Here is an 18,578-nt window from a genome sequence, read left to right on the forward strand (position 1 = left end):
GCTGCAGCGTGGCGACGTCGTGACCGTCGGCGGCGACGAACTGCGCGTGGGATAGGCGAGTCCCGGAAGCCGTGACGGTCGGCTCGCCCCCGGCACCGCCGCAACGGCGGCCCGGCTCTCCCCGGCTCGGCCCGCCTCGCCTCAAGGCGGCCCGCCTGGCCTCCGGCACTCCGCGGCTGGCTTGCCCCCGCGCCGCCGCAGCGGTGGCCTGTCTGGCCGCCGGTATTCCGCGGCTGGCTTGCCCCCGCGCCGCCGCAGCGGTGGCCCGCCTCGCCCCCGGCCCGTCCCGCGCCGCCCCAACGGCGGCCCGGCTTCCTCTGCCCTCGGGCTGGCTCGCCTGGCGGGGCCCCGCCTCGCCCCCGGCCCCCCCGGCCCGTCCCGCGCCGCCCCAACGGCGGCCCGGCTTCCTCCGCCCTCGGCCCGGCTCGCCTCGCGGGGCCAGCCTCGCCCACGGCACCCGGCCCCCCGCACCACCACCGGCCCCAACACCACCCCTACCCGGCAGACCCCAGATCCGCCGAGAACCACCGCTCCGGCCGCATCCTGATCACCACGTGCTCGCCCAGCCGCGTCCGTTCGTAGGCCACGAACTCCTCCACCTGGCCCGCCGGCAGGTACTGTCCCGCCATCTCCCGCGCCCGTTCCGGGGTGTCCGCCTCGATCGCCGTCACCGGGCCGGCCACCGACACGTACCGCACCGTCGGCTCGGTCCGCTGCACCATCAGGCTGAACCGCCCCGCGGCCTCGATCGCCCGCGCCTTCCGCGAACCGGGCGGCGTGCGGACCCACAGCTCACCGCCCGGCGTGTACCGGTACCAGACCGGGACCGTCAACGGCGCGCGGTCGGGCGCCTCCACGACCGACAGCGCGCCCACGTGCGGCTCGGCCAGGAACCGTTCGCGTTCTTCCACTGACAACGCCATGCGCCCGAGGCTAGGCGGGGGGTATGACAAAAACGGGGTGTCAGGGTCGTGACAGCCCGGTGTCAGCCGCGGCGGCGAAGGTGATCACACGCCCCCCGACGAAGGAGCCCCTCCGATGATCACTTTCGCCACCCCCGAGCCCATCACCGCCGGCCTGATGACCGCGGGCGCCCGGGTCCGCATCGCCGCGAGCGAGCGCCCGGACACCGTCGTGCGGGTCGAGCCCGTCGACCACGCGAACCAGTCCCACGTGAAAGTCGCCCAGCGCACCGAGGTCTCCTTCGCCGACGGCCACCTGTCGGTCAAGACCAGGAAGCCGGGCCACCGGGACGGTTCGGTCGTCGTCACGATCGAGCTGCCCGCCGGGTCCCGCCTGGTCCTGCACAGCACGTGGACCGACGTGCGCGCCGACGGCCGGTTCGGCGACTGCGAACTGAACCTGGGCTCGGGCCACGTCCAGCTCGACCACATCGCCGCGCTGCGCGGGAACCTCGCCGCCGGTTCGGTCGCCATCACCCGGATCGCAGGCCCGGCCGACGTCGACGGCGGCGCCGCCGCGCTGCGGATCGGCGAGGCCGGGGGCGCCGTCCGGTACCAGGGCTCGACCGGCACGGTCTGGATCGGCCACGCGAAGTCCGACGTCGACCTCGGCAGCGCCAAGGGGAGCTTCCACATCGACCGGGCCGACGGCGGCGTCGTCGCCAAGGCGGGCGACTGCCCGATCCGGATCGGGCGGCTGGCCCGCGGCGTCGCGGAGCTGGTGAACGCCTCCGGGGGCATCGAGGTCGGCATCGGCGACCGCACCGCCGTCTCGGTGGACGCCCGCAGCACCAAGGGAACCGTGCGCAACTCCCTGCCCGCGCGGGAGAACTCGGCCGGCTTCGACGACCAGGTCAGCCTGCACGCCCGCACCCGGCTCGGCGACATCGTCGTCCACCGCGCGGCCGTCTGAACCTAATCCAGCTCGATGAGCCCCCGGCGCAGCGCGAGCGCCACCGCGGCGGCCCGGTCCTTCACGCCCAGCTTGGCGTAGGCGTGCAGCAGGTGCGTCTTCACCGTCGCCTCGCTGATGAACAGCTTCGCGGCCGCGTCCTTGTTCGTGCCGCCGCGCGCGACGAGCGTCAGCACCTCGATCTCGCGCTGGCTCAGCTCCTCCCGGGCGGGCGCGCGCACCTGCCCCATCAGCCGGGTCGCCACGGCGGGGGAGAGCACCGCCTCGCCCCGCGCCGCCGCCCGCACCGCCCGGAACAGCTCCTCCCGCGGCGCGTCCTTGAGCAGGTAGCCCGTCGCGCCGGCTTCGATCGCGGGCAGCACGTCCGAGTCGGTGTCGTAGGTGGTCAGCACGAGCACGCGGGCCGGGTTGCCGCGGCGCGCCAGCTCGCCGATCGCGTGCACCCCGTCGGTGCCCGGCATCCGCAGGTCCATCAGCACGACGTCGGGCCGTACGCGTTCGGCGAGCGCCACCGCCTCCGCGCCGTCCGCGGCCTCGCCGAGCACCTCGAACCCGTGCTCGGCGGTGAAGATCCCGCGCAGCCCGTCCCGCACCACCGGGTGGTCGTCGGCGAGCACCAGCGTGATCATGCGGCTCCGATCGCGGGCAGGCTGGCCGAGATGGCCGTGCCGGCGCCGGGTTCCGACTCCACCGCGAGTGTCCCCGCGAGCCGCTGCACCCGCTGCAGCATCCCGGGCAGCCCGAACCCGTCGCCGCGCCGCGCCGGGTCGAACCCGGACCCGTCGTCCCGCACGTCGAGCGTCACCTGATCCTCCATGTAGGACAACGTGAGGCCGACGCGCCGCGCGCCGGCGTGCTTGGCCACATTGGACAGTGCCTCCTGTGCGACGCGCAGCAGCGTGGCCTCGATCTCCGGGTGCATCGGGCGGGCGGTGCCGGTCGCGGTGAACTCGATCGCCACCTCCGACCGCTGCGCCCACCGCTCCGCCACCGCCTTCAGCGCGTCCGGCAGCCGCGCCTCGTCGAGCGGGCCGGGCCGCAGCGCGTGCACCGACCGCCGCGCTTCGGCGAGGTTCTCCCGCGCCAGCGCGGTGGCCGTGGCCACCCGCCGCCGCCACTCGCCGGGGTCCTGTTCGGCGGCCTCGAGCTGGGTGATGATCCCGGTGAAGCCCTGCGCGAGGGTGTCGTGGATCTCCAGGCTGAGCCGTTGCCGCTCCTCCATCACCCCGGCCTCGCGAGCCTGGGCGAGCAGCTGCCGGTGCAGGCCCGCGTTCTCCGCCTGCGCCGCCTCCAGTTGTTCCAGCGCCGCGCGCCGCGCCTCGTTCTGCTCGCTGACCTTGCGCGAAATGATGGTGCCGAAGCAGATCGCCCCGGTCTGCACGGTCACGATGGTCACCCACAGCACCGGCTCGGTGCTCAGCGCCTTGCCCGGCCCGCCCGCGCCGATCGTGTTGATCAGCAGGGAGGTCGTGGCCAGCGCCAGCACGCCCAGCGGCGCGGGCTTGAGCCGCAGCGCGCCGAAGAAGCAGGTGAGCATGAAGACCAGGAACAGCACGTCCCGGAACATCAGCAGGGACGCCAGCGTCAGCGTCCCGGCGAACGAGACCGCCAGGGTGATCCCGTGCGACCGCCACCGCCGGGGCATCGCGGGGCCGGTCAGCAGCAACCACGCCAGCGCCGCCCCGACCAGCGGCAGGGTGTCGGCGCGGTGGACGAGCAGGGTCGCCAGTCCCAGCAGCAGGTACGGCAGGTAGTGGTCGACCAGCCGGCTCCACGTCTCCGACAGCGGCCCGCCGGGGCCCTCGGCGAAGTCGAGGGACTGTGTCCAGGAGCGGCGGTTCACACCGGGCATTATCCGGTCCCCACACCCAGATCCCGCATCCGCGGCCACACCGCGGACCACGGTCCGGCGCGGCCGGTGGCCAGCCACAGCGCTGTGCCCTGGCCGAAGCCCGCACCGTCGTCGATCCGCCCGGCCGGTGTGATCGCGGCGAAGTGCCCGGTCAGCACCGCCGGGTCGTCGCCGACGAACAGCACGTCCCGCGCGCCCTCCGGCGGCGTGCCCAGGTCCCAGTAGCCGCGGCTGCCGCTGTAGGGCTCGGGCAGCCCGAGCGGACGGCCGAAGCGGTCCAGCGCGGCGGCGTGCCAGTAGAAGCCGGTGACGATCGCGGTGCGGGCGGGGTCGGGCACCTGCCGGTAGGCGCGCGCCACCGACGCCGCGACGTCGGGCCAGCCGATCTCCGCGGTGGCGAACCCCGGCGCGGGCGCCCTGCCCACCCAGGACATCGGGACCACGGGCAGCGCGAACGGCACCGCGATCAGCGCGCTGACCGCGTACACCGGCCAGGTCGCGACCCAGCGCCACCACCGCGCGGCCGCCCCGGCTTCCAGGCTCACCGCGGCGGCCGCCCAGCACACCGCGAACATCCCGGCCACGTAGTAGGACCGCCCACCGGTCGCCAGGAACACCGCGGTGAGCCCGGCCGTGGCCGCCCCGAGGAACCGGTACGCGCGCAGCTCCGGCGACCGCAGCAGCCGCCACACCCCGTACACCAGCAGGACCGCGCCCACGACGATCCCGGCTCCGGCCAGCATCCCGGGCAGGAACATCAGGGGCCCGCCGTAGACCTGCTCGACCTCCGCGCTGATCGCGGCGTTCATCTCCAGCTGCGGCCAGCCGTGCGCGGCCTGCCAGACCACCGTCGGCGCCGCGCCGGCCGCGGCGATCAGCGCGCCTGCCCACAGCAGCGGCCGCCGCAGCAGCCCGCGCGGCCCGAACACCAGCACGCAGATCCCGGCGACCAGCCAGAACGCCAGGACCAGGAACTTCACGTTGACCGCCACCGCGGTCACCACTCCCGCCCACACCAGCAGCCCGTCCGCGCTGGTGCGCACCCAGCGCACCAGCAGCCAGCACAGCACCGTCCACAGCAGCGGGTCGAACGTGGAGGTCGCCAGGTAGTGGCCGGTGCCGAGGAGCTGCCCGCTGATCGCGAAGGTCCCGGCGGTGAGCACCTGCGCGTGCCGCCCGCCGCCGAGCTCCCTGGCGATCAGCGCGGCGACGACCACCCCGGCGGCGGTCGCCAGCGTCGCGGGCAGCCGGAACACCACCAGCGACCCGGGCGCCAGCGCGTCCACCAGGTGCGCGAGCAGGGGGAGTGCCGGCGGCTGGTCGGCATACCCCCAAGCCAGATGCCGACCAGCCGCCAGGAAATACAGCTCGTCGCCGAAGTAGCCGTAGCGGCCGCTCGTGACGAGCAACAGCAGCCCGACGGCCCCCGCCATGGCGAGCACGGGAACGCGAGCGAGCTTCGCAACTCTGACGCCGCCCGGGGCCGTTCGGTTGCCCACGAAAGTCAACTTCTTCACTCCCACCGGAAGAAGCGGACGGCCAGACCACCGCAGACCAGGGCGAACACGATCATCGCCGCCAGCTGCAGCGGCTCCGGCGAGCCGCCGGTCCAGCACGCGCGCAGCGCGTTGAGCATCGCGCCGAGCGGCAGCACGTCGGCCAGCTCCCGCAGCACCCCCGGCAGGTTCTCCTTCGGCACCCACACCCCGCCGAGCGCGAGCATCGGGAAGAACACCGCGGTCCCGGCCCCGCCCGCGGTCCGGCCGGTCGGCGCGAGCGCGGCGACCAGCAGTCCCGCGGCGAACAGCGCGGTGGTGCCCAGGACGAGCGTGAGCAGGAAGCCGCCCGGGTTGGCGGGCAGCGCCAGGCCGAGCACGACGTGCCCGCCGACGACGATCAGCAGCACGACCACGAGCGCGGCGGCCAGGTTGACCAGCAGTTGCGCGGTGAGCAGGCGGGACGGCGGCACCGGGCTCGCCGCGAGCCGCCGCAGCACCCCGCGTTCCCGGTGGGTCGCCATCGCGCCGGGGAACAGTGTCAGCGCCAGCATCCCGATCAGGATCGCCACCGCGAGCGGCGCGATGAACCCGGACAGCGGCGGCTGGCCGCCGAACTCCTCGCTCGGCCGGTTCGCGTCCGGCAGCAGCCCGAACACCAGCAGCAGCGCGATCGGGACGCCGAGCACCGTGATCGGCGCCCCCGGGTCGCGCAGGAACAGTTTCGCCTCGACGGCGGTGAGCCTGGTGAGCATCAGCGGTCCCCCTGTCCGATCCGGCGGCCGGTGAGCGCGACGAACGCGTCGTCCAGCCCGGCCTGTGCCACCCGCAGCTCGCCGGCGACGATCCCGCGCCGCGCGAGGACGGACGTGACGGCGTGCAGCACGTTGCCGACGCCGCTGACCTCGACCTGCTCGCCGCGCCGCGTCACGGTCCGCACCTCGGGCAGGCCGGTGAACAGCTCGTCGGGCACCGGCTCCGACGGGCGGAACCGGATCACCTGCTCGTCGGCGACGCGCGCGACGAGCCCGGCCGGCGTGTCGACGGCGACCACGCGGCCGGCGTCGATCACCGCGATCCGGTCGCAGAGCCGTTCGGCTTCCGCCATGAAGTGGGTGACCAGCAGGATGGTCACCCCGCGGTCGCGGATGCCCTCGATGACCTCCCAGGTGTCCCGGCGGGCCTGCGGGTCCAGTCCGGTGGTGAGCTCGTCGAGCACCGCGACCTCCGGGTTGCCGATCAGCGCGAGCGCGATGGACACGCGCTGCTGCTGGCCGCCGGACAGCTTCCGGTAGGCCGTGCCGCGCCGCCCGGACAACCCCAGCTGTTCGAGCAGGGCGTCCGGATCGGCCGGGTTCCGGTAGAACGACGCGTACAACTCCAGCGCCTCGCCGACCCGGAGCTTGTCCGGCAGCCGGCTCTCCTGCAGCTGGACGCCCAGCCGCTGGCGCAGTTCCGCGGTGTCGCGCCACGGGTCGAGCCCGAGCACCGTCGCCCGGCCGCCGTCCGGGCGCCGAAGTCCTTCCAGGCACTCGACGGTCGTGGTCTTGCCCGCGCCGTTGGGCCCGAGAATCCCGAAGATCTCGCCCCGTTCGACCGTGAAGGACACGTCCTCCACGGCGGGCTTCCCGCCGTAGTGCTTCCTGAGGTTCCGCACCTCGATGACCGGCATCGTGCCGCCCCCTTTCCTCCGCCCGACCAGCATGCGGGGGAGGGGGCGGGCGCCGGATCGACTCCGCGGCGGGACTTCGCTCAGCCGCCCGGTGACCGGCCATCCACCGATCGGTGGATGCTCAGCGGCGGCGCCAGGTCAGCTCGATGCTGTGGGTGGCCAGCCAGCGGTCCACGCGGTAGCCGTGCGCGGCGAGGCCGTCGACGGCGTCGTAGGCGATCTCCAGCGCGCGCCGCGCCTCGCCCGCGGTGAGCAGCCCGGCGCCGGCCGCGGCGAGCAGCTCGTCGATGTCGACCACGTCGACCCGCTCGCCCTCGCGCACCACGAGGTCCAGGTACCAGTCGGTGGTGCGCCAGGTCGCGTCGTCGCGCTCGACCGAGACGACGTCGAGGTAGAAGTCCTGGTCGCGTTCGTGGCCGGGGCGGAACCAGAAGTCGGTCAGCCGCAGGCCGAGCGCGGGCAGCAACCAGGATTCGAGGTAGTGGAACTGGGCGCGGCCGGGGGTGGGCCGGGCGAGGTAGAGCCCGAACGGCTCGACCCGGTACTCCTCGACGGCGCGGGCGATGCCCTTGGGATCGGTGTTGGTCCGGTTCGCGACGTCGAAGGTCTCGATCTTCGGGGGGTGGATCGTCCCGGCGTGCGCGGTCATGCCTCCCATTCTGCTGGTTCACATAAGTTTGGGAACTGTCGCGACGGTAGGGTGATCACGTGGCGGACGAGGCAGACGCGGTCGAAGGAGTGGCGCGGGTGGCCGCCGTGCTCGCGGAGCGGGCCACCGAGCTCACCGGCGATCTGGTGCAGTTGTACGCGCGCGAGCTGCCGAACCTGGTCAACGACGACGAGAGCGTCGTGAGCCTGCTGTCGGCGAGCGTCTACCAGAACGTGGACACCGCGCTGCGGATCTTCCAGCACGGCATCGACCCGCGCCGGGTGGAGGCGCCGGCCGCCGCGATGGAGTACGCGCGCCGTCTCGCCCAGCGCGGCACCCCGGTGGTGGACCTGATCCGCGCCTACTACCTCGGCCAGACCGCGCTGCTCGATTATTCCCTGCGCGAGGCGGTCAGGTTCGAGTCCGATCCGGAGCTGCTGGGCGCCATGATGGGGCACGCGCTGACCGGCGCGTTCGCGTTCATCGACCGCGTCACGCAGCAGGTGGTGTCGGCCTACCAGGAGGAACGCGACCGCTGGCTGGTCAACCGCAGCGCGGTCCGGGCCGCGAGGGTGCGCACCCTGCTGGAGGGCGGGGCCACCGACACCAGCGAGACCAGCCTCGGCTACCGGCTGCGCGGCACCCACCTGGCGATGATCGTGTGGCAGGACCCGGTCCCGGGCGCCGGGCACGTGCTCGGCGGGCTGGAGTCGGTCGCGGCCGAGCTCGCCGCGGGCCTGCCCAGCGCGGGCGCGCCGCTGTTCGTGCCGAACGACGAGGTCTGCGCGTGGGTGTGGGTCCCGCTGGAGCGGCCCGCGATGCCGGACGAGGAGCGCGTCCGGAAGGTGCTGGATAAGGCCGATCCGGGCATCCGGCTCGCGCTCGGCGACCCGGGGGAGGGGCTGGACGGGTTCCGGCGCAGCCACCGGCAGGCGCAGCGGGTGTACAACCTGGCCTTCGCCGCGGGCGAGCACTGCGACCGGGTCCTGACGTTCCGCGAGGTCGGGGCGATGGCCCTGATGGCGGGCGACATGGCGGCCGCGCGCGGCTGGGTCGCCGACACGCTGCGGGACCTCGCCACCGACGACGAGCAGCACGCCCGGCTGCGCGAGACGCTGCGGGTCTTCCTGGCCGCGGGCGGCAGCTACACCGCGGCGGCCACCCAGCTGACGATGCACAAGAACTCGGTGCAGTACCGGGTGCGCAAGGCGGAGGAGATGCTGGGCCGCCCGGTGTCGGAGAACCGCCTGGACGTCGAACTCGCGCTGCGGCTGTGCCACCGGCTCGGCGCGGCCGTGCTGGCGACGCCGTAACAAAGCTGCCGCCGCCGGCCCGCGCTTCGGAACCCGCGGAACCGACCTCACCGGACGACACACCGGAACGGAACGCCTGGTTTGTCTCTTTCGGGTGTTTCATCGACCCCCGCGGCAGGCCGCGGTCCAGCGCTTTCGTCCTTCAGGACCAGTCCTGGCCCCCAGGATTGGGCCGACGGCACGAAGATTCCACGATTATTCCGGTTTACGCTTCGCCCATGGGGAACGTCGTCCACGCCGAGCCGACCGGAGTGATGGCCCTCGTGCGCCTGCGCCGGGGCGCCGCGGGTGAGCGCGACCGGGTCTGCCACCTCGTCCCGATCCCCGAAACCGGCCCCATCCCGGAGGTCCTGATCGCCCGCTGCGGCGCGCCGATCGCCTGCGGGAGCGCCGAGCTGCTGGAGCGGATCTGCGGCATGCCGTGCGAGTCGTGCCTGGCCCGCGCCGCCCGCGACCGCCGTCTGGCCTGCTAGAACGCCGCCTCGCTGAAAACTGTCGGTGGGTCGGCCTACCCTGGTTCCCGTGGCTTTCGCAACCGAACACCCCGTGCTCGCCCAGTCCGAGTTCCGGCCCGTCTCCGAGATCCCGCGCGCGGGCGGCCGGTTCGAGGTCGTCAGCGAGTACCAGCCCGCCGGTGACCAGCCGGCGGCCATCGACGAGCTCGCCAAGCGGCTCGAGCGGGGCGAGAAGGACGTCGTGCTGCTGGGCGCCACCGGCACCGGCAAGTCGGCGACCACGGCCTGGCTGATCGAGCGGGTGCAGCGGCCCACGCTGGTCATGGCGCCCAACAAGACCCTGGCCGCGCAGCTGGCCAACGAGCTGCGCGAACTGTTCCCGCACAACGCGGTCGAGTACTTCGTCAGCTACTACGATTATTACCAGCCGGAAGCCTACGTCCCGCAGACCGACACCTACATCGAGAAGGACTCGTCGATCAACGACGACGTCGAGCGGCTCCGCCACTCGGCGACGATGAACCTGCTGTCCCGGCGGGACGTCATCGTGGTCGCCTCGGTGTCCTGCATCTACGGCCTCGGCACGCCGCAGTCCTACCTCGACCGGTCCTCCAAGCTGGAGGTCGGCATGGAGGTCGAGCGCGACACGTTCCTGCGCGCGCTGGTCGACGTCCAGTACACCCGCAACGACCTGGCGTTCTCACGCGGCACGTTCCGGGTGCGCGGCGACACGGTGGAGATCATCCCGGCGTACGAGGAGCTGGCCGTGCGGGTCGAGTTCTTCGGCGACGAGGTCGACAAGCTGTACTACCTGCACCCGCTCACCGGCGAGATCGTGCGCGAGGTCGACGAGGTGCGGATCTTCCCGGCCACCCACTACGTGGCGGGGCCGGAGCGCATGGAGAAGGCGATCCGCGGCATCGAGGCGGAGCTGGCCGAGCAGCTGGAGCGCCTGGAGAAACAGGGCAAGCTGCTGGAGGCGCAGCGGCTGCGCATGCGCACCAGCTACGACATCGAGATGATGCGGCAGGTCGGGTTCTGCTCGGGCATCGAGAACTACTCGCGGCACATCGACGACCGCCCGGCCGGGTCGGCCCCGGCCACGCTGATCGACTACTTCCCGGAGGACTTCCTCCTGGTCATCGACGAGTCGCACGTGACGGTGCCGCAGATCGGCGGCATGTACGAGGGTGACGCGTCGCGCAAGCGGACCCTGGTGGAGCACGGGTTCCGGCTGCCCAGCGCGCTGGACAACCGGCCGCTGACGTGGGAGGAGTTCACCGACCGGATCGGCCAGACGGTGTACCTGTCGGCGACGCCGGGGCCGTACGAGCTGGGCCAGACCGGCGGCGAGTTCGTCGAGCAGGTCATCCGCCCGACCGGCCTGATCGACCCGGAGGTCGTGGTCAAGCCCACCGAGGGCCAGATCGACGACCTGGTGCACGAGATCCGGGTGCGCGCCGAGCGGGACGAGCGGGTCCTGGTGACCACGCTGACCAAGAAGATGGCCGAGGACCTCACCGACTACCTGCTGGAGATGGGCATCCGGGTGCGGTACCTGCACTCCGAGGTGGACACGCTGCGGCGGGTGGAGCTGCTGCGGCAGCTGCGGTCGGGTGACTTCGACGTGCTGGTCGGCATCAACCTGCTGCGCGAGGGCCTCGACCTGCCCGAGGTGTCGCTGGTGGCGATCCTCGACGCGGACAAGGAGGGCTTCCTGCGCAGCGGCACGTCGCTGATCCAGACGATCGGCCGCGCGGCGCGCAACGTCTCCGGCGAGGTCCACATGTACGCGGACAAGATCACCGACTCGATGCGGTACGCGATCGACGAGACGAACCGCCGCCGCGAGAAGCAGATGGCGTACAACAAGGAGCGGGGCATCGACCCGCAGCCGCTGCGGAAGAAGATCGCGGACATCCTGGACCGCGTCTACAGCGAGGCGGAGGACTCCGAGCAGGCGGTGCAGGTCGGCGGTTCCGGTCGCAACGCCTCGCGCGGCAAGAAGCCCGAGCAGGGCGGCCGCAGCTCCGGGGTGCTGGTGGACCGCGACGTGGCCGGCATGCCGCGCGCCGAGCTGGCCGACCTGATCCAGCAGATGACCGACCAGATGATGCAGGCCGCCCGCGACCTGCAGTTCGAGCTGGCGGCCCGCCTCCGCGACGAGATCGCCGAGCTGAAGAAGGAACTGCGGGGCATGGACGCCGCCGGCGTGAAGTGACCCTTCGCGGTGGTCGGCGCGGGGGTGCCGGCGACTCAGCCGGGATGGGGGCGTGAGTGGCCGGGCACCGGAGTGCCGGTGGCCGGCCTGGCCGCGGGGAGTGGCTGGGCGCCGGGATGCCGGTGCCCAGCCACCCGGATGGAGGGAGCGGCCGTTGACCCGCGACGAGGTGATCGCGTGGTGCCTGGGTCAGCCGGGCGCCGTGGAGACCTATCCGTTCGGTGAGCACGTGCTCGTCGTGAAGGTCACGGGCAAGGCGTTCGCCTACATCGGCTTCGAGGAGAACTCGATCGCCCTCCGGTGCGGCGTGAACGCCGAGGAGGCCGCCTCCGTGCGGGTACGCCACCCGGACGCCATGCGCCCCATGGGCTACCAGTCCCGCCACGGCTGGAACACGATCACCCTGGACAACCCCATCCCGGACGCCGAACTCCACGAACTGCTGTCCGCCTCCTACGACTACGCCCGCTCCTGAACCAGCCGCACGCACGTCACTGCTCGCCTCGGCTCGCGCGGGAACTCGCCATCCGCGCCTGACCGCTGCTGCTCGCTCTCGTGCTGCCGCAGCCGCTCGCGCCTGACCGCTGCTGCTCGCTCTCGTGCTGCCGCAGCCGCTCGCGCCCGACCGCCGCTGCTCGCTGCTCGTGCCGCTGCTTGCGGCTCGTGCTGCCGCTCGCCACCCCGCCGCCGCTCGTCATCCGCGCTGGGGCGCCGCTCGTCGCCGGCGCGGGCGCCGGCCCCTCGCGCGGCCGTCGGCGGAGAGTGCGGCCACCATCCGCGCCCACCGCACCGCGCGCCGAACGCACCACCGACAAGCGCCCACGATCACTCGGCTTCCGGGGCCGGCTCCAGGATCCCGAAGATGTTCCCCTCGGTGTCCACGCAGTACGCGAGCCACCCGATCCCCGGGATCGGGCTGCGCGGCACCGCCACCTGGCCGCCCGCCTGCTCGACCCGCCGCACGGCCGCGTCGAGGTCGTCCACCTCGACGGTCAGCGGGAAGGCGTTCACCGGCGCGTCCTCGGCGGGCGCGGGGCCCTGCCGCGGCACCAGCCCGCCGTCGATGCCCGGTCCGTCGCCGGTGCTGATCAGCCAGTACGGGTTGCTGCCCCACCGCTCGAACGTCCACCCGAAGACCGTCGCGTAGAAGGTGACGGCTCGTTCCGGGTCGCTCGCGTGGATCTCGAAGTGCACCGGACGCGGCATGGCGGCCTCCGAGAGGCGGTGGGCGGGGAACCGAGAATGCTACCCGCCGAGCGTGGTCCGCACGTACTCCTCGATCGCCGCCAGCGAGGACGGCGCCGACCACACCCGCTCGACGTGCGCGTCGTCCCCGGCGCGCTGCTCGCCGATCCGCTCGTCGAACGGCCGGTGGATCTGCGCCTTCGTGTGCCGGAACGCGTCCGACGGCACCGCGGCCAGCCGCCTCGCCGTCTCGATCGCCCTCGGCAGCACCTCGTCCGGCGCGGCCAGCTCGTCCACCAGCCCGCGGGAAAGCGCTTCGCCGCCCGCGTAGGTCTCGCCGAGGAACGTCAGCCCGGGCAGCCGTTCCGTCCCGTACGCGCAGCGCAGGATCTCAAGCGCCACCAACGGGAACGGCACCCCGACGAGCAGTTCGGTGACGCCGATCCGGCCCTGCCGCTCGTTCAGGATCCGCCGGTCGCACGCCGCCGCCAGCACCGCCCCGCCGGCGATCGCGTGCCCCGTCACCGCCGCGACGACCGGTCCGGGGAACCCGAACACGGCCAGGAACGCGTCCGACAGCGCGGGCAGGAACTCCCGGAGGTAGGCCGGCCCGCCCGCGGCGACCCGCTTGAGGTCCACCCCGGCGGAGAACATCCCGTCCCGCCCGGTCAGCACCACGCCCTTCGCGCCGCCGAGCTCGGCCTCCTCCAGCCGCGCCACCAGCTCCCGGCACAGCTCGGTGTCCATCGCGTTCGCCTTGCCGTGGGCCAGTTTCAGCACGGCCACGTCGCCGGCCTTGTCCACCTCGATCGTCGTCATCGCCCCACCGTAGTGGGAAATCAGCTGGTGATGTCCTTCGTCGCGAAGCGCCGCGCGGCCAGCAGCGTGAACACGGTCGCGTAGATCACCGCGGACAGCGTCCCGGCGGCCATGTTCGTCCAGTCGATGTCGGTCGCGATCAGGTCCATCCAGCCGTACGAGTAGTGCGTCGGCAGGTAGTTGCGCAGCGTGCCCAGCGCGGTGATCTGGTCGAGGATCTGCGACAGGATCGCCGCCAGCACCGCCCCGCCGACCGCGCCCAGCGGCGCGTCGGTGAGCACCGACAACAACAGCGCCAGCCCCGCCACCCACGCCAGCTGGATCACCACGTACACGGTGGACAGCCCGATCGCGATCAGGCTCTGCCCGAACGGGATCGCGTCCCCGGTGGGGCTGACCGCGTCACCGGCCCCGTAGAAGATCAGTCCCGCCACCAGGGCCACCAGCGGCAGCAGCACCAGCGCCACCACCGACAGCAACCCGGACGCGATCGCCTTCTGCCGCAGCAGCCGGTGCCGCGGCACCGGCATGGCCAGCAGGTACTTCAGGCTCGACCAGGACGCCTCGCTCGCGATCGTGTCCCCGAAGAACAACGCGACGATCGTGGGCAGCAGGAACGTCCCGGACACGAACAGCGCCAGCACGACGAAGTTCGGCGCGCTCGCCGTCGCCAGGTCGACGAACCCGCCGGAGCGCCGGTTCGGGCTGGACTCGCCGATCTCGAACGCCACCACCAGGATGAACGGCAGCAGCACGACGAACCCGAGCACCAGCTGGGTGCGCCGCCGCCGCAGCTGGCGCCGCAGCTCGACGCCCAGCCGCAGCGTCCGCCGCGCCCGGTAGCCCTCGACCGCGCCGTCCGCGCCGACCCCGGAGTGGGTGTGCGCGGCGGCGTCGGTCAGCTCGTCCAGTGCCGCGGGATCGGTGTGGACCCCGTTCTCGCTCATGACGTTTCCTCTCCCACGAGCTGGAGGAACGCGTCCTCCAGCCGTCGCCGCGGCCCGGCCTGCTCGACCGCGACCCCGGCCCGGACCAGCGCCGCGACCGCTTCGGCGCGCGGCATCCCGTCCAGGTCGGCGTGCACGAGGGTCCCTTCGACGTCCACACCGGACACGCCGGGCACGCCGCGCAGGGCGTCGGCCGCCGCCTCGGGCCGGTCGACCCGGAAGGTGGCCTCGCCGCCGGCGGCCACGATGTCGCCGACCTCGCCCGCGGCCACCAGCCGGCCGCGGTGCATCACCACGACGTGCGTGCAGGTCTGCTCGACCTCGGCCAGCAGGTGGCTGGAGACCACCACGGTCCGGCCGGTCGCGGCGTACCGCTGCAGCACCTCGCGCATCTGGTGGATCTGCGGCGGGTCGAGCCCGTTGGTCGGTTCGTCGAGCACGAGCAGCTCCGGCAGCCCGAGCATGGCCTGCGCGATCGCGAGCCGCTGCCGCATGCCCTGGCTGTAGGTGCGGACCTTGCGGTGCACGGCGTTGCCCAGCCCGGCGATCTCCAGCGCCTGCTCCAGGTGCGCCTGCTCGATCGGGCGGCCGGTCGCGTCCCAGTAGAGGCGCAGGTTCGCGGTGCCGGACAGGTGCGGCAGGAACCCGGAGCCCTCGACGAACGAGCCGATCCGCGACAGCACCGGCGCGCCGGGCGTGATCCGGTGGCCGAACACCCTGATCTCGCCGGCGGTGGGGGTGATCAGGCCCATCAGCATGCGCAGCGTCGTCGTCTTGCCGGCGCCGTTCGGCCCGAGCAGGCCGAGCACCTGGCCCGGTTCGACGCGGAAGGACAGGTCCTTCACGGCGGTGAGCCCGCCCGGGTAGGCCTTGGTCAGCCCGTCGATCACCAGCGGCACCCCGGCCAGGTCCGGGTCGGCCTGGTGCGACCGCCGCCTGCGCACCGCGGCCAGCGCGGCGACCGCCGCGGCGAGCGCGAGCGTGACGCCGATTCCGACGAGCGTGCCGACCGGCCACCCGCCGCCGACGGCGTTGCCCGGCACGACCGGCACCGCGATGGCCGGGTCGGCGAGCGAGACCCGGTACGCGGCCGGGGTCACCGGGGTCGCGTACGCCTGGTCGGTCGTCGTGACCACGAGTTGCAGGGCGTGCCCGGCCTCGACCGGCCGCACCACCCCGGGTAGCGTCACGGTCACCTCGGCGGTGCCGGAAGACGGGATCGCCACCCGGACCGGGGCGATCTGGTTCGCCGGCAGCGTGCGGCTGCCGTCCGGGTTGAGGTCGTAGAGCTTGACGAACAACACTGCCTCGCCGGTGCCGGACACGCGCAGCCGGACGGTCGACGAGCCGGTGATCAGCAGCTGCGAGTCGACGGGCGCGGTGGTGAACCGCGCGGACTGGCCGGGCGGGTCGAGGCTGAACAGTCCCGACAGCCGCGACGATCCGCTGACCAGCGCGTTCAGGCCGGGGATCCCGCTGACCGCGGCGGGCGTGCCGCCGGGCGGGTTGACGATCGTCTGCTCGTCGCCGTCGAGCTGCAGCGTCCGACGCTGCGCCTGCGCCGGGTACTCGCCGGCGTCGACGGTGCGCACCGAAGGCGAGCCCGACGCGCGCAGCGAGCCCTGCACGTCGTAGGAGAACCCGCTGAACGGGTTGCCGCCCTCGCCGGTGAGCTGGAACCACAGCCAGTCGCCGAGCTTCGCGCGCAGCTGCGGGCCCGGGCGGCCGCCGTCGTGCCCGCCGGTGTACCAGACCTGCTGCACCGTCCCGCCCGCCGCGGTGATCTGCCGCGCGGTGGCGTCGGACTGGTCGAGCCCGAACAGCGTGTCGGCCTCGCCCTGCACCAGCAGGGTCGGCGCGGTGATGTTGCCGGTGACCGCGGCGGGGGACAGGCGCTGCAGCAGGGCCGCGACCTGCGGGCTCACCTTGCCGGTCGTGGCCAGGTCGGCGTAGGCCCGGCAGATCTCGGCGGTGAACCGGCCGCACGTCGCCCCGCCGAGCTGCTGCGGCGCCTGCTGGGGGAGCGGCGCGGCGGCGGCCGAGCCGCCCCCGCCCGTGGTCCCGGCGGTCTGGGTGTCGTCGTCGGTCTCCTGGCCCGGCTCGGGCGCCTCCGCGCCCAGCCCGCCCGCGCCCGAGGGCGAGGTCCCGGCGGAGAAGAGCAGCCCGGCCCACGACTTCTTGAACACCCCGTCCGGGGAGAACGCGCCCGCCGCCGGGGTGCCCGCCGCGGGCGCCGTCGCCGCGGCCGCGTTCGGCGTCAGCCCCTGGGCCAGGTCGTTGTAGGTGATCACCGGCGTGATCGCGTCGACCCGCTTGTCCCGTCCGGCCAGCTGCAGCGCCAGCGCGCCGCCGTAGGAGGCGCCCAGCACGCCGACCCGCGGGTCGCCGGGGCCGTCCAGGCGGACCTCCGGGCGGGTGGCGAGCCAGTCGACCAGGCGGGCGGCGTCCGCGACCTCGAAGTCCGGGTCGTTGAGCCCGATCTCGCCGGTGCTGCGGCCGAAGCCGCGCGCCGAGTAGGTGAGCACCACGAACCCGCGCCGGGCCAGCTCCTGCGCGTCGCCGGCGACGCTGTTCTTGTCCCCGCCGAACCCGTGCGGCAGCAGCACCGCCGGGGCGGGCGTGCGCTCCGGCAGGTAGAGCGTGGTGTCCAGGCTGACCTTCGCCGCGGAGCCGGGCGCCGCGGGCACGTCGAGGATGGCGTCCTGCGTCGGTACCGCGGCGGGCTCGCTCGACGAGCGGGTCCAGACGAGCACGACGGCCGCCACCAGCAGGACGACGACCGCGAGGATCACCATCCGGGAACGGCGTGTGTGCGGGAGCGCGATTCGGGGCACACCGAAACCGTATGGGAGCTTTCCTGAGAACGCGTCAGCGCGGGTCCTGATCTTGGAATCCGGGTGATGAGGGTTACCTAAGGTGGTGTTCGTCCGGTTGATCAGGAAAGATGGATACGACGTGGAGGGGAGTATTCCTTCGCGGCGGTGTCGTCAGCACGGCGGTCCTTCGGGGCACCCGGCACCGTCGGCCGGATCCACCGGCGGAAGAGACCTCCGGCTAGCTGCTGCTGCGCGCTAACCGGAGGTATTGCGTAGATGAATGTCCCCGTGTGGCTGTGGGCTGCCACGGTTGCAGGCCTGCTCGTGCTGATCGCGATCGACCTCGTGATCGTCGACCGGAAGCCACATGAAGTCACCACCAAGGAAGCGGCCAAGTGGGTCGTCTTCTACATCACCTGCGCCGTGTTGTTCGGCATCGGCGTCTGGGTCCTCGCCGGGCACGACTACGGCGTCCAGTTCTTCACCGGGTACATCACCGAGTACTCGCTGTCGGTGGACAACCTGTTCATCTTCATGATCATCATGGCCTCGTTCCGGGTGCCCGCGATCCACCAGCACCGCGTGCTGCTGATCGGCATCCTGCTCGCGCTGGCCATGCGCAGCGTGTTCATCGCGGTCGGTGCGGCCCTGATCGCCCAGTTCGTGTGGGTGTTCTTCCTGTTCGGCGCGGTCCTGGTGTGGACGGCCATCAGCATGGTGCGCGGCAACGACCACGACGAGGAGTACCACGAGAACGCGGTCGTGCGGTGGATCCGCAAGGTCTACCCGGTCACCGACGACTTCCACGGCCACAAGATGACGATCAAGCGGGACGGCAAGCGCTGGCTTACGCCGATGTTCGTGGTGATCGTGGCCATCGGCAGCGCCGACCTGCTCTTCGCGGTCGACTCGATCCCGGCGATCTTCGGCATCACCCAGGAAGCCTTCCTGGTGTTCACCGCCAACGCGTTCGCGCTGATGGGGCTGCGGCAGCTGTACTTCCTGCTCGGCGGTCTGGTGAACAAGCTGGTCTACCTGTCCTACGGCCTGGCGGTCATCCTCGCCTTCATCGGCGCGAAGCTGATCCTGCACGCGCTGCACGAGTACCACGCGGTGCCGGACTGGCTGGACATCAACAACTGGCTCTCGCTGGGCGTGATCGTGGTCGTCCTGACCGTCACCACCGTCCTCAGCCTGGCCAAGGCCAAGCGGGACGAGAAGAAGAAGTCGGAGTCTCAGGCTCTTAGCGAGGCTAACGAAATCCGGTAGGTTCGGGGG

At 72.8% G+C, this 18,578-nt stretch carries 18 protein-coding genes; 6 read left to right on the forward strand and 12 right to left on the reverse strand.

What is annotated here, in order from left to right:
* Nucleotides 1-494: 494 nt before the first annotated feature.
* Nucleotides 495-923, reverse strand: coding sequence for a pyridoxamine 5'-phosphate oxidase family protein (locus ABZ215_RS31860; protein WP_354953882.1), 429 nt, complete (start codon nucleotides 921-923; stop codon nucleotides 495-497).
* 115 nt (nucleotides 924-1,038) lie between these two features.
* On the opposite strand from ABZ215_RS31860, the gene ABZ215_RS31865 reads away from it, so the two are divergent.
* The gene (locus ABZ215_RS31865) at nucleotides 1,039-1,875 is read left to right on the forward strand and encodes a hypothetical protein (RefSeq protein ID WP_354953884.1); all 837 of its coding nucleotides are present in this window, start codon (nucleotides 1,039-1,041) and stop codon (nucleotides 1,873-1,875) included.
* 2 nt (nucleotides 1,876-1,877) lie between these two features.
* Here ABZ215_RS31865 and ABZ215_RS31870 read toward each other — a convergent pair whose 3' ends face one another.
* From ABZ215_RS31870 to ABZ215_RS31895, 6 genes are all read right to left on the reverse strand, one after another.
* Nucleotides 1,878-2,504, reverse strand: a complete 627-nt coding sequence (locus tag ABZ215_RS31870; protein WP_237339315.1) for a response regulator transcription factor — start codon at nucleotides 2,502-2,504, stop codon at nucleotides 1,878-1,880.
* Nucleotides 2,501-3,727 (reverse strand): sensor histidine kinase, encoded by a 1,227-nt coding sequence (locus ABZ215_RS31875; protein WP_354953886.1) that lies wholly within the window; start codon nucleotides 3,725-3,727, stop codon nucleotides 2,501-2,503. Before ABZ215_RS31875 ends, ABZ215_RS31870 begins: the two co-directional genes overlap by 4 nt.
* On the reverse strand, nucleotides 3,727-5,160 hold the full coding sequence (locus ABZ215_RS31880; RefSeq protein ID WP_354953888.1) for a glycosyltransferase family 39 protein: 1,434 nt from the start codon (nucleotides 5,158-5,160) through the stop codon (nucleotides 3,727-3,729). Before ABZ215_RS31880 ends, ABZ215_RS31875 begins: the two co-directional genes overlap by 1 nt.
* A gap of 80 nt (nucleotides 5,161-5,240) precedes the next feature.
* Nucleotides 5,241-5,978 (reverse strand): ABC transporter permease, encoded by a 738-nt coding sequence (locus ABZ215_RS31885; protein WP_354953890.1) that lies wholly within the window; start codon nucleotides 5,976-5,978, stop codon nucleotides 5,241-5,243.
* Nucleotides 5,978-6,895 carry an ABC transporter ATP-binding protein gene (locus tag ABZ215_RS31890; protein WP_020420357.1) on the reverse strand — a complete coding sequence of 306 codons (918 nt, stop codon included), beginning with the start codon at nucleotides 6,893-6,895 and terminating at the stop codon, nucleotides 5,978-5,980. The genes ABZ215_RS31885 and ABZ215_RS31890 overlap by 1 nt, the downstream gene beginning before the upstream one ends.
* Nucleotides 6,896-7,016: 121 nt before the next feature.
* Entirely contained in the window at nucleotides 7,017-7,544 is a 528-nt protein-coding gene (locus tag ABZ215_RS31895) for a DUF402 domain-containing protein (protein WP_354953892.1), read from the reverse strand.
* A gap of 59 nt (nucleotides 7,545-7,603) precedes the next feature.
* Here ABZ215_RS31895 and ABZ215_RS31900 point away from each other — a divergent pair, with 59 nt between their 5' ends.
* The 4 genes from ABZ215_RS31900 to ABZ215_RS31915 all read left to right on the forward strand — a co-directional run bounded on the left by ABZ215_RS31900 (nucleotide 7,604) and on the right by ABZ215_RS31915 (nucleotide 12,008).
* Nucleotides 7,604-8,857, forward strand: coding sequence for a helix-turn-helix domain-containing protein (locus tag ABZ215_RS31900; RefSeq protein WP_354953894.1), 1,254 nt, complete (start codon nucleotides 7,604-7,606; stop codon nucleotides 8,855-8,857).
* A gap of 218 nt (nucleotides 8,858-9,075) precedes the next feature.
* Nucleotides 9,076-9,330 (forward strand): hypothetical protein, encoded by a 255-nt coding sequence (locus ABZ215_RS31905; protein ID WP_020420360.1) that lies wholly within the window; start codon nucleotides 9,076-9,078, stop codon nucleotides 9,328-9,330.
* Nucleotides 9,331-9,379: 49 nt separating this feature from the next.
* Complete coding sequence (gene uvrB, locus ABZ215_RS31910) at nucleotides 9,380-11,533, forward strand: excinuclease ABC subunit UvrB (RefSeq protein ID WP_027936210.1); 2,154 nt, start codon at nucleotides 9,380-9,382, stop codon at nucleotides 11,531-11,533.
* Between the two features lie 154 nt (nucleotides 11,534-11,687).
* The gene (locus ABZ215_RS31915; RefSeq protein ID WP_354953896.1) at nucleotides 11,688-12,008 is read left to right on the forward strand and encodes an MmcQ/YjbR family DNA-binding protein; all 321 of its coding nucleotides are present in this window, start codon (nucleotides 11,688-11,690) and stop codon (nucleotides 12,006-12,008) included.
* Between the two features lie 16 nt (nucleotides 12,009-12,024).
* On the opposite strand, the gene ABZ215_RS31920 is transcribed toward ABZ215_RS31915, so the two are convergent.
* From ABZ215_RS31920 to ABZ215_RS31940, 5 genes are all read right to left on the reverse strand, one after another.
* A complete protein-coding gene (locus tag ABZ215_RS31920; RefSeq protein WP_354953898.1) occupies nucleotides 12,025-12,231 on the reverse strand; it encodes a hypothetical protein in 207 nt (68 codons plus the stop codon).
* A 127-nt stretch (nucleotides 12,232-12,358) separates the two neighbouring features.
* Nucleotides 12,359-12,739: a VOC family protein gene (locus ABZ215_RS31925; RefSeq protein ID WP_020420363.1), complete on the reverse strand. Its 381-nt coding sequence runs from the start codon at nucleotides 12,737-12,739 to the stop codon at nucleotides 12,359-12,361.
* A 39-nt stretch (nucleotides 12,740-12,778) separates the two neighbouring features.
* Nucleotides 12,779-13,537 (reverse strand): enoyl-CoA hydratase/isomerase family protein, encoded by a 759-nt coding sequence (locus ABZ215_RS31930; protein WP_237338634.1) that lies wholly within the window; start codon nucleotides 13,535-13,537, stop codon nucleotides 12,779-12,781.
* 20 nt (nucleotides 13,538-13,557) lie between these two features.
* On the reverse strand, nucleotides 13,558-14,484 hold the full coding sequence (locus tag ABZ215_RS31935) for an ABC transporter permease subunit (protein WP_020420365.1): 927 nt from the start codon (nucleotides 14,482-14,484) through the stop codon (nucleotides 13,558-13,560).
* Nucleotides 14,481-17,279 (reverse strand): alpha/beta fold hydrolase, encoded by a 2,799-nt coding sequence (locus ABZ215_RS31940; protein WP_354953900.1) that lies wholly within the window; start codon nucleotides 17,277-17,279, stop codon nucleotides 14,481-14,483. The genes ABZ215_RS31935 and ABZ215_RS31940 overlap by 4 nt, the downstream gene beginning before the upstream one ends.
* Nucleotides 17,280-17,576: 297 nt before the next feature.
* Here ABZ215_RS31940 and ABZ215_RS31945 point away from each other — a divergent pair, with 297 nt between their 5' ends.
* Complete coding sequence (locus ABZ215_RS31945) at nucleotides 17,577-18,569, forward strand: TerC family protein (protein ID WP_237338636.1); 993 nt, start codon at nucleotides 17,577-17,579, stop codon at nucleotides 18,567-18,569.
* Nucleotides 18,570-18,578: the final 9 nt, after the last annotated feature.

The organism is Amycolatopsis sp. NPDC006131 (genome assembly GCF_040614175.1).
Taxonomy (GTDB): domain Bacteria; phylum Actinomycetota; class Actinomycetes; order Mycobacteriales; family Pseudonocardiaceae; genus Amycolatopsis_E; species Amycolatopsis_E tucumanensis.

Coding starts and splice junctions, on each gene's coding strand:
- ABZ215_RS31860 (WP_354953882.1), bottom strand. CDS start 923: ATGGCGTTGTCAGTGGAAGAACGCGAACGGTTCCTGGCCGAGCCGCAC.
- ABZ215_RS31865 (WP_354953884.1), top strand. CDS start 1,039: ATGATCACTTTCGCCACCCCCGAGCCCATCACCGCCGGCCTGATGACC.
- ABZ215_RS31870 (WP_237339315.1), bottom strand. CDS start 2,504: ATGATCACGCTGGTGCTCGCCGACGACCACCCGGTGGTGCGGGACGGG.
- ABZ215_RS31875 (WP_354953886.1), bottom strand. CDS start 3,727: ATGCCCGGTGTGAACCGCCGCTCCTGGACACAGTCCCTCGACTTCGCC.
- ABZ215_RS31880 (WP_354953888.1), bottom strand. CDS start 5,160: ATGGCGGGGGCCGTCGGGCTGCTGTTGCTCGTCACGAGCGGCCGCTAC.
- ABZ215_RS31885 (WP_354953890.1), bottom strand. CDS start 5,978: ATGCTCACCAGGCTCACCGCCGTCGAGGCGAAACTGTTCCTGCGCGAC.
- ABZ215_RS31890 (WP_020420357.1), bottom strand. CDS start 6,895: ATGCCGGTCATCGAGGTGCGGAACCTCAGGAAGCACTACGGCGGGAAG.
- ABZ215_RS31895 (WP_354953892.1), bottom strand. CDS start 7,544: ATGACCGCGCACGCCGGGACGATCCACCCCCCGAAGATCGAGACCTTC.
- ABZ215_RS31905 (WP_020420360.1), top strand. CDS start 9,076: ATGGGGAACGTCGTCCACGCCGAGCCGACCGGAGTGATGGCCCTCGTG.
- ABZ215_RS31920 (WP_354953898.1), bottom strand. CDS start 12,231: ATGACGAGCGGCGGCGGGGTGGCGAGCGGCAGCACGAGCCGCAAGCAG.
- ABZ215_RS31925 (WP_020420363.1), bottom strand. CDS start 12,739: ATGCCGCGTCCGGTGCACTTCGAGATCCACGCGAGCGACCCGGAACGA.
- ABZ215_RS31930 (WP_237338634.1), bottom strand. CDS start 13,537: ATGACGACGATCGAGGTGGACAAGGCCGGCGACGTGGCCGTGCTGAAA.
- ABZ215_RS31935 (WP_020420365.1), bottom strand. CDS start 14,484: ATGAGCGAGAACGGGGTCCACACCGATCCCGCGGCACTGGACGAGCTG.
- ABZ215_RS31940 (WP_354953900.1), bottom strand. CDS start 17,279: ATGGTGATCCTCGCGGTCGTCGTCCTGCTGGTGGCGGCCGTCGTGCTC.
- ABZ215_RS31945 (WP_237338636.1), top strand. CDS start 17,577: ATGAATGTCCCCGTGTGGCTGTGGGCTGCCACGGTTGCAGGCCTGCTC.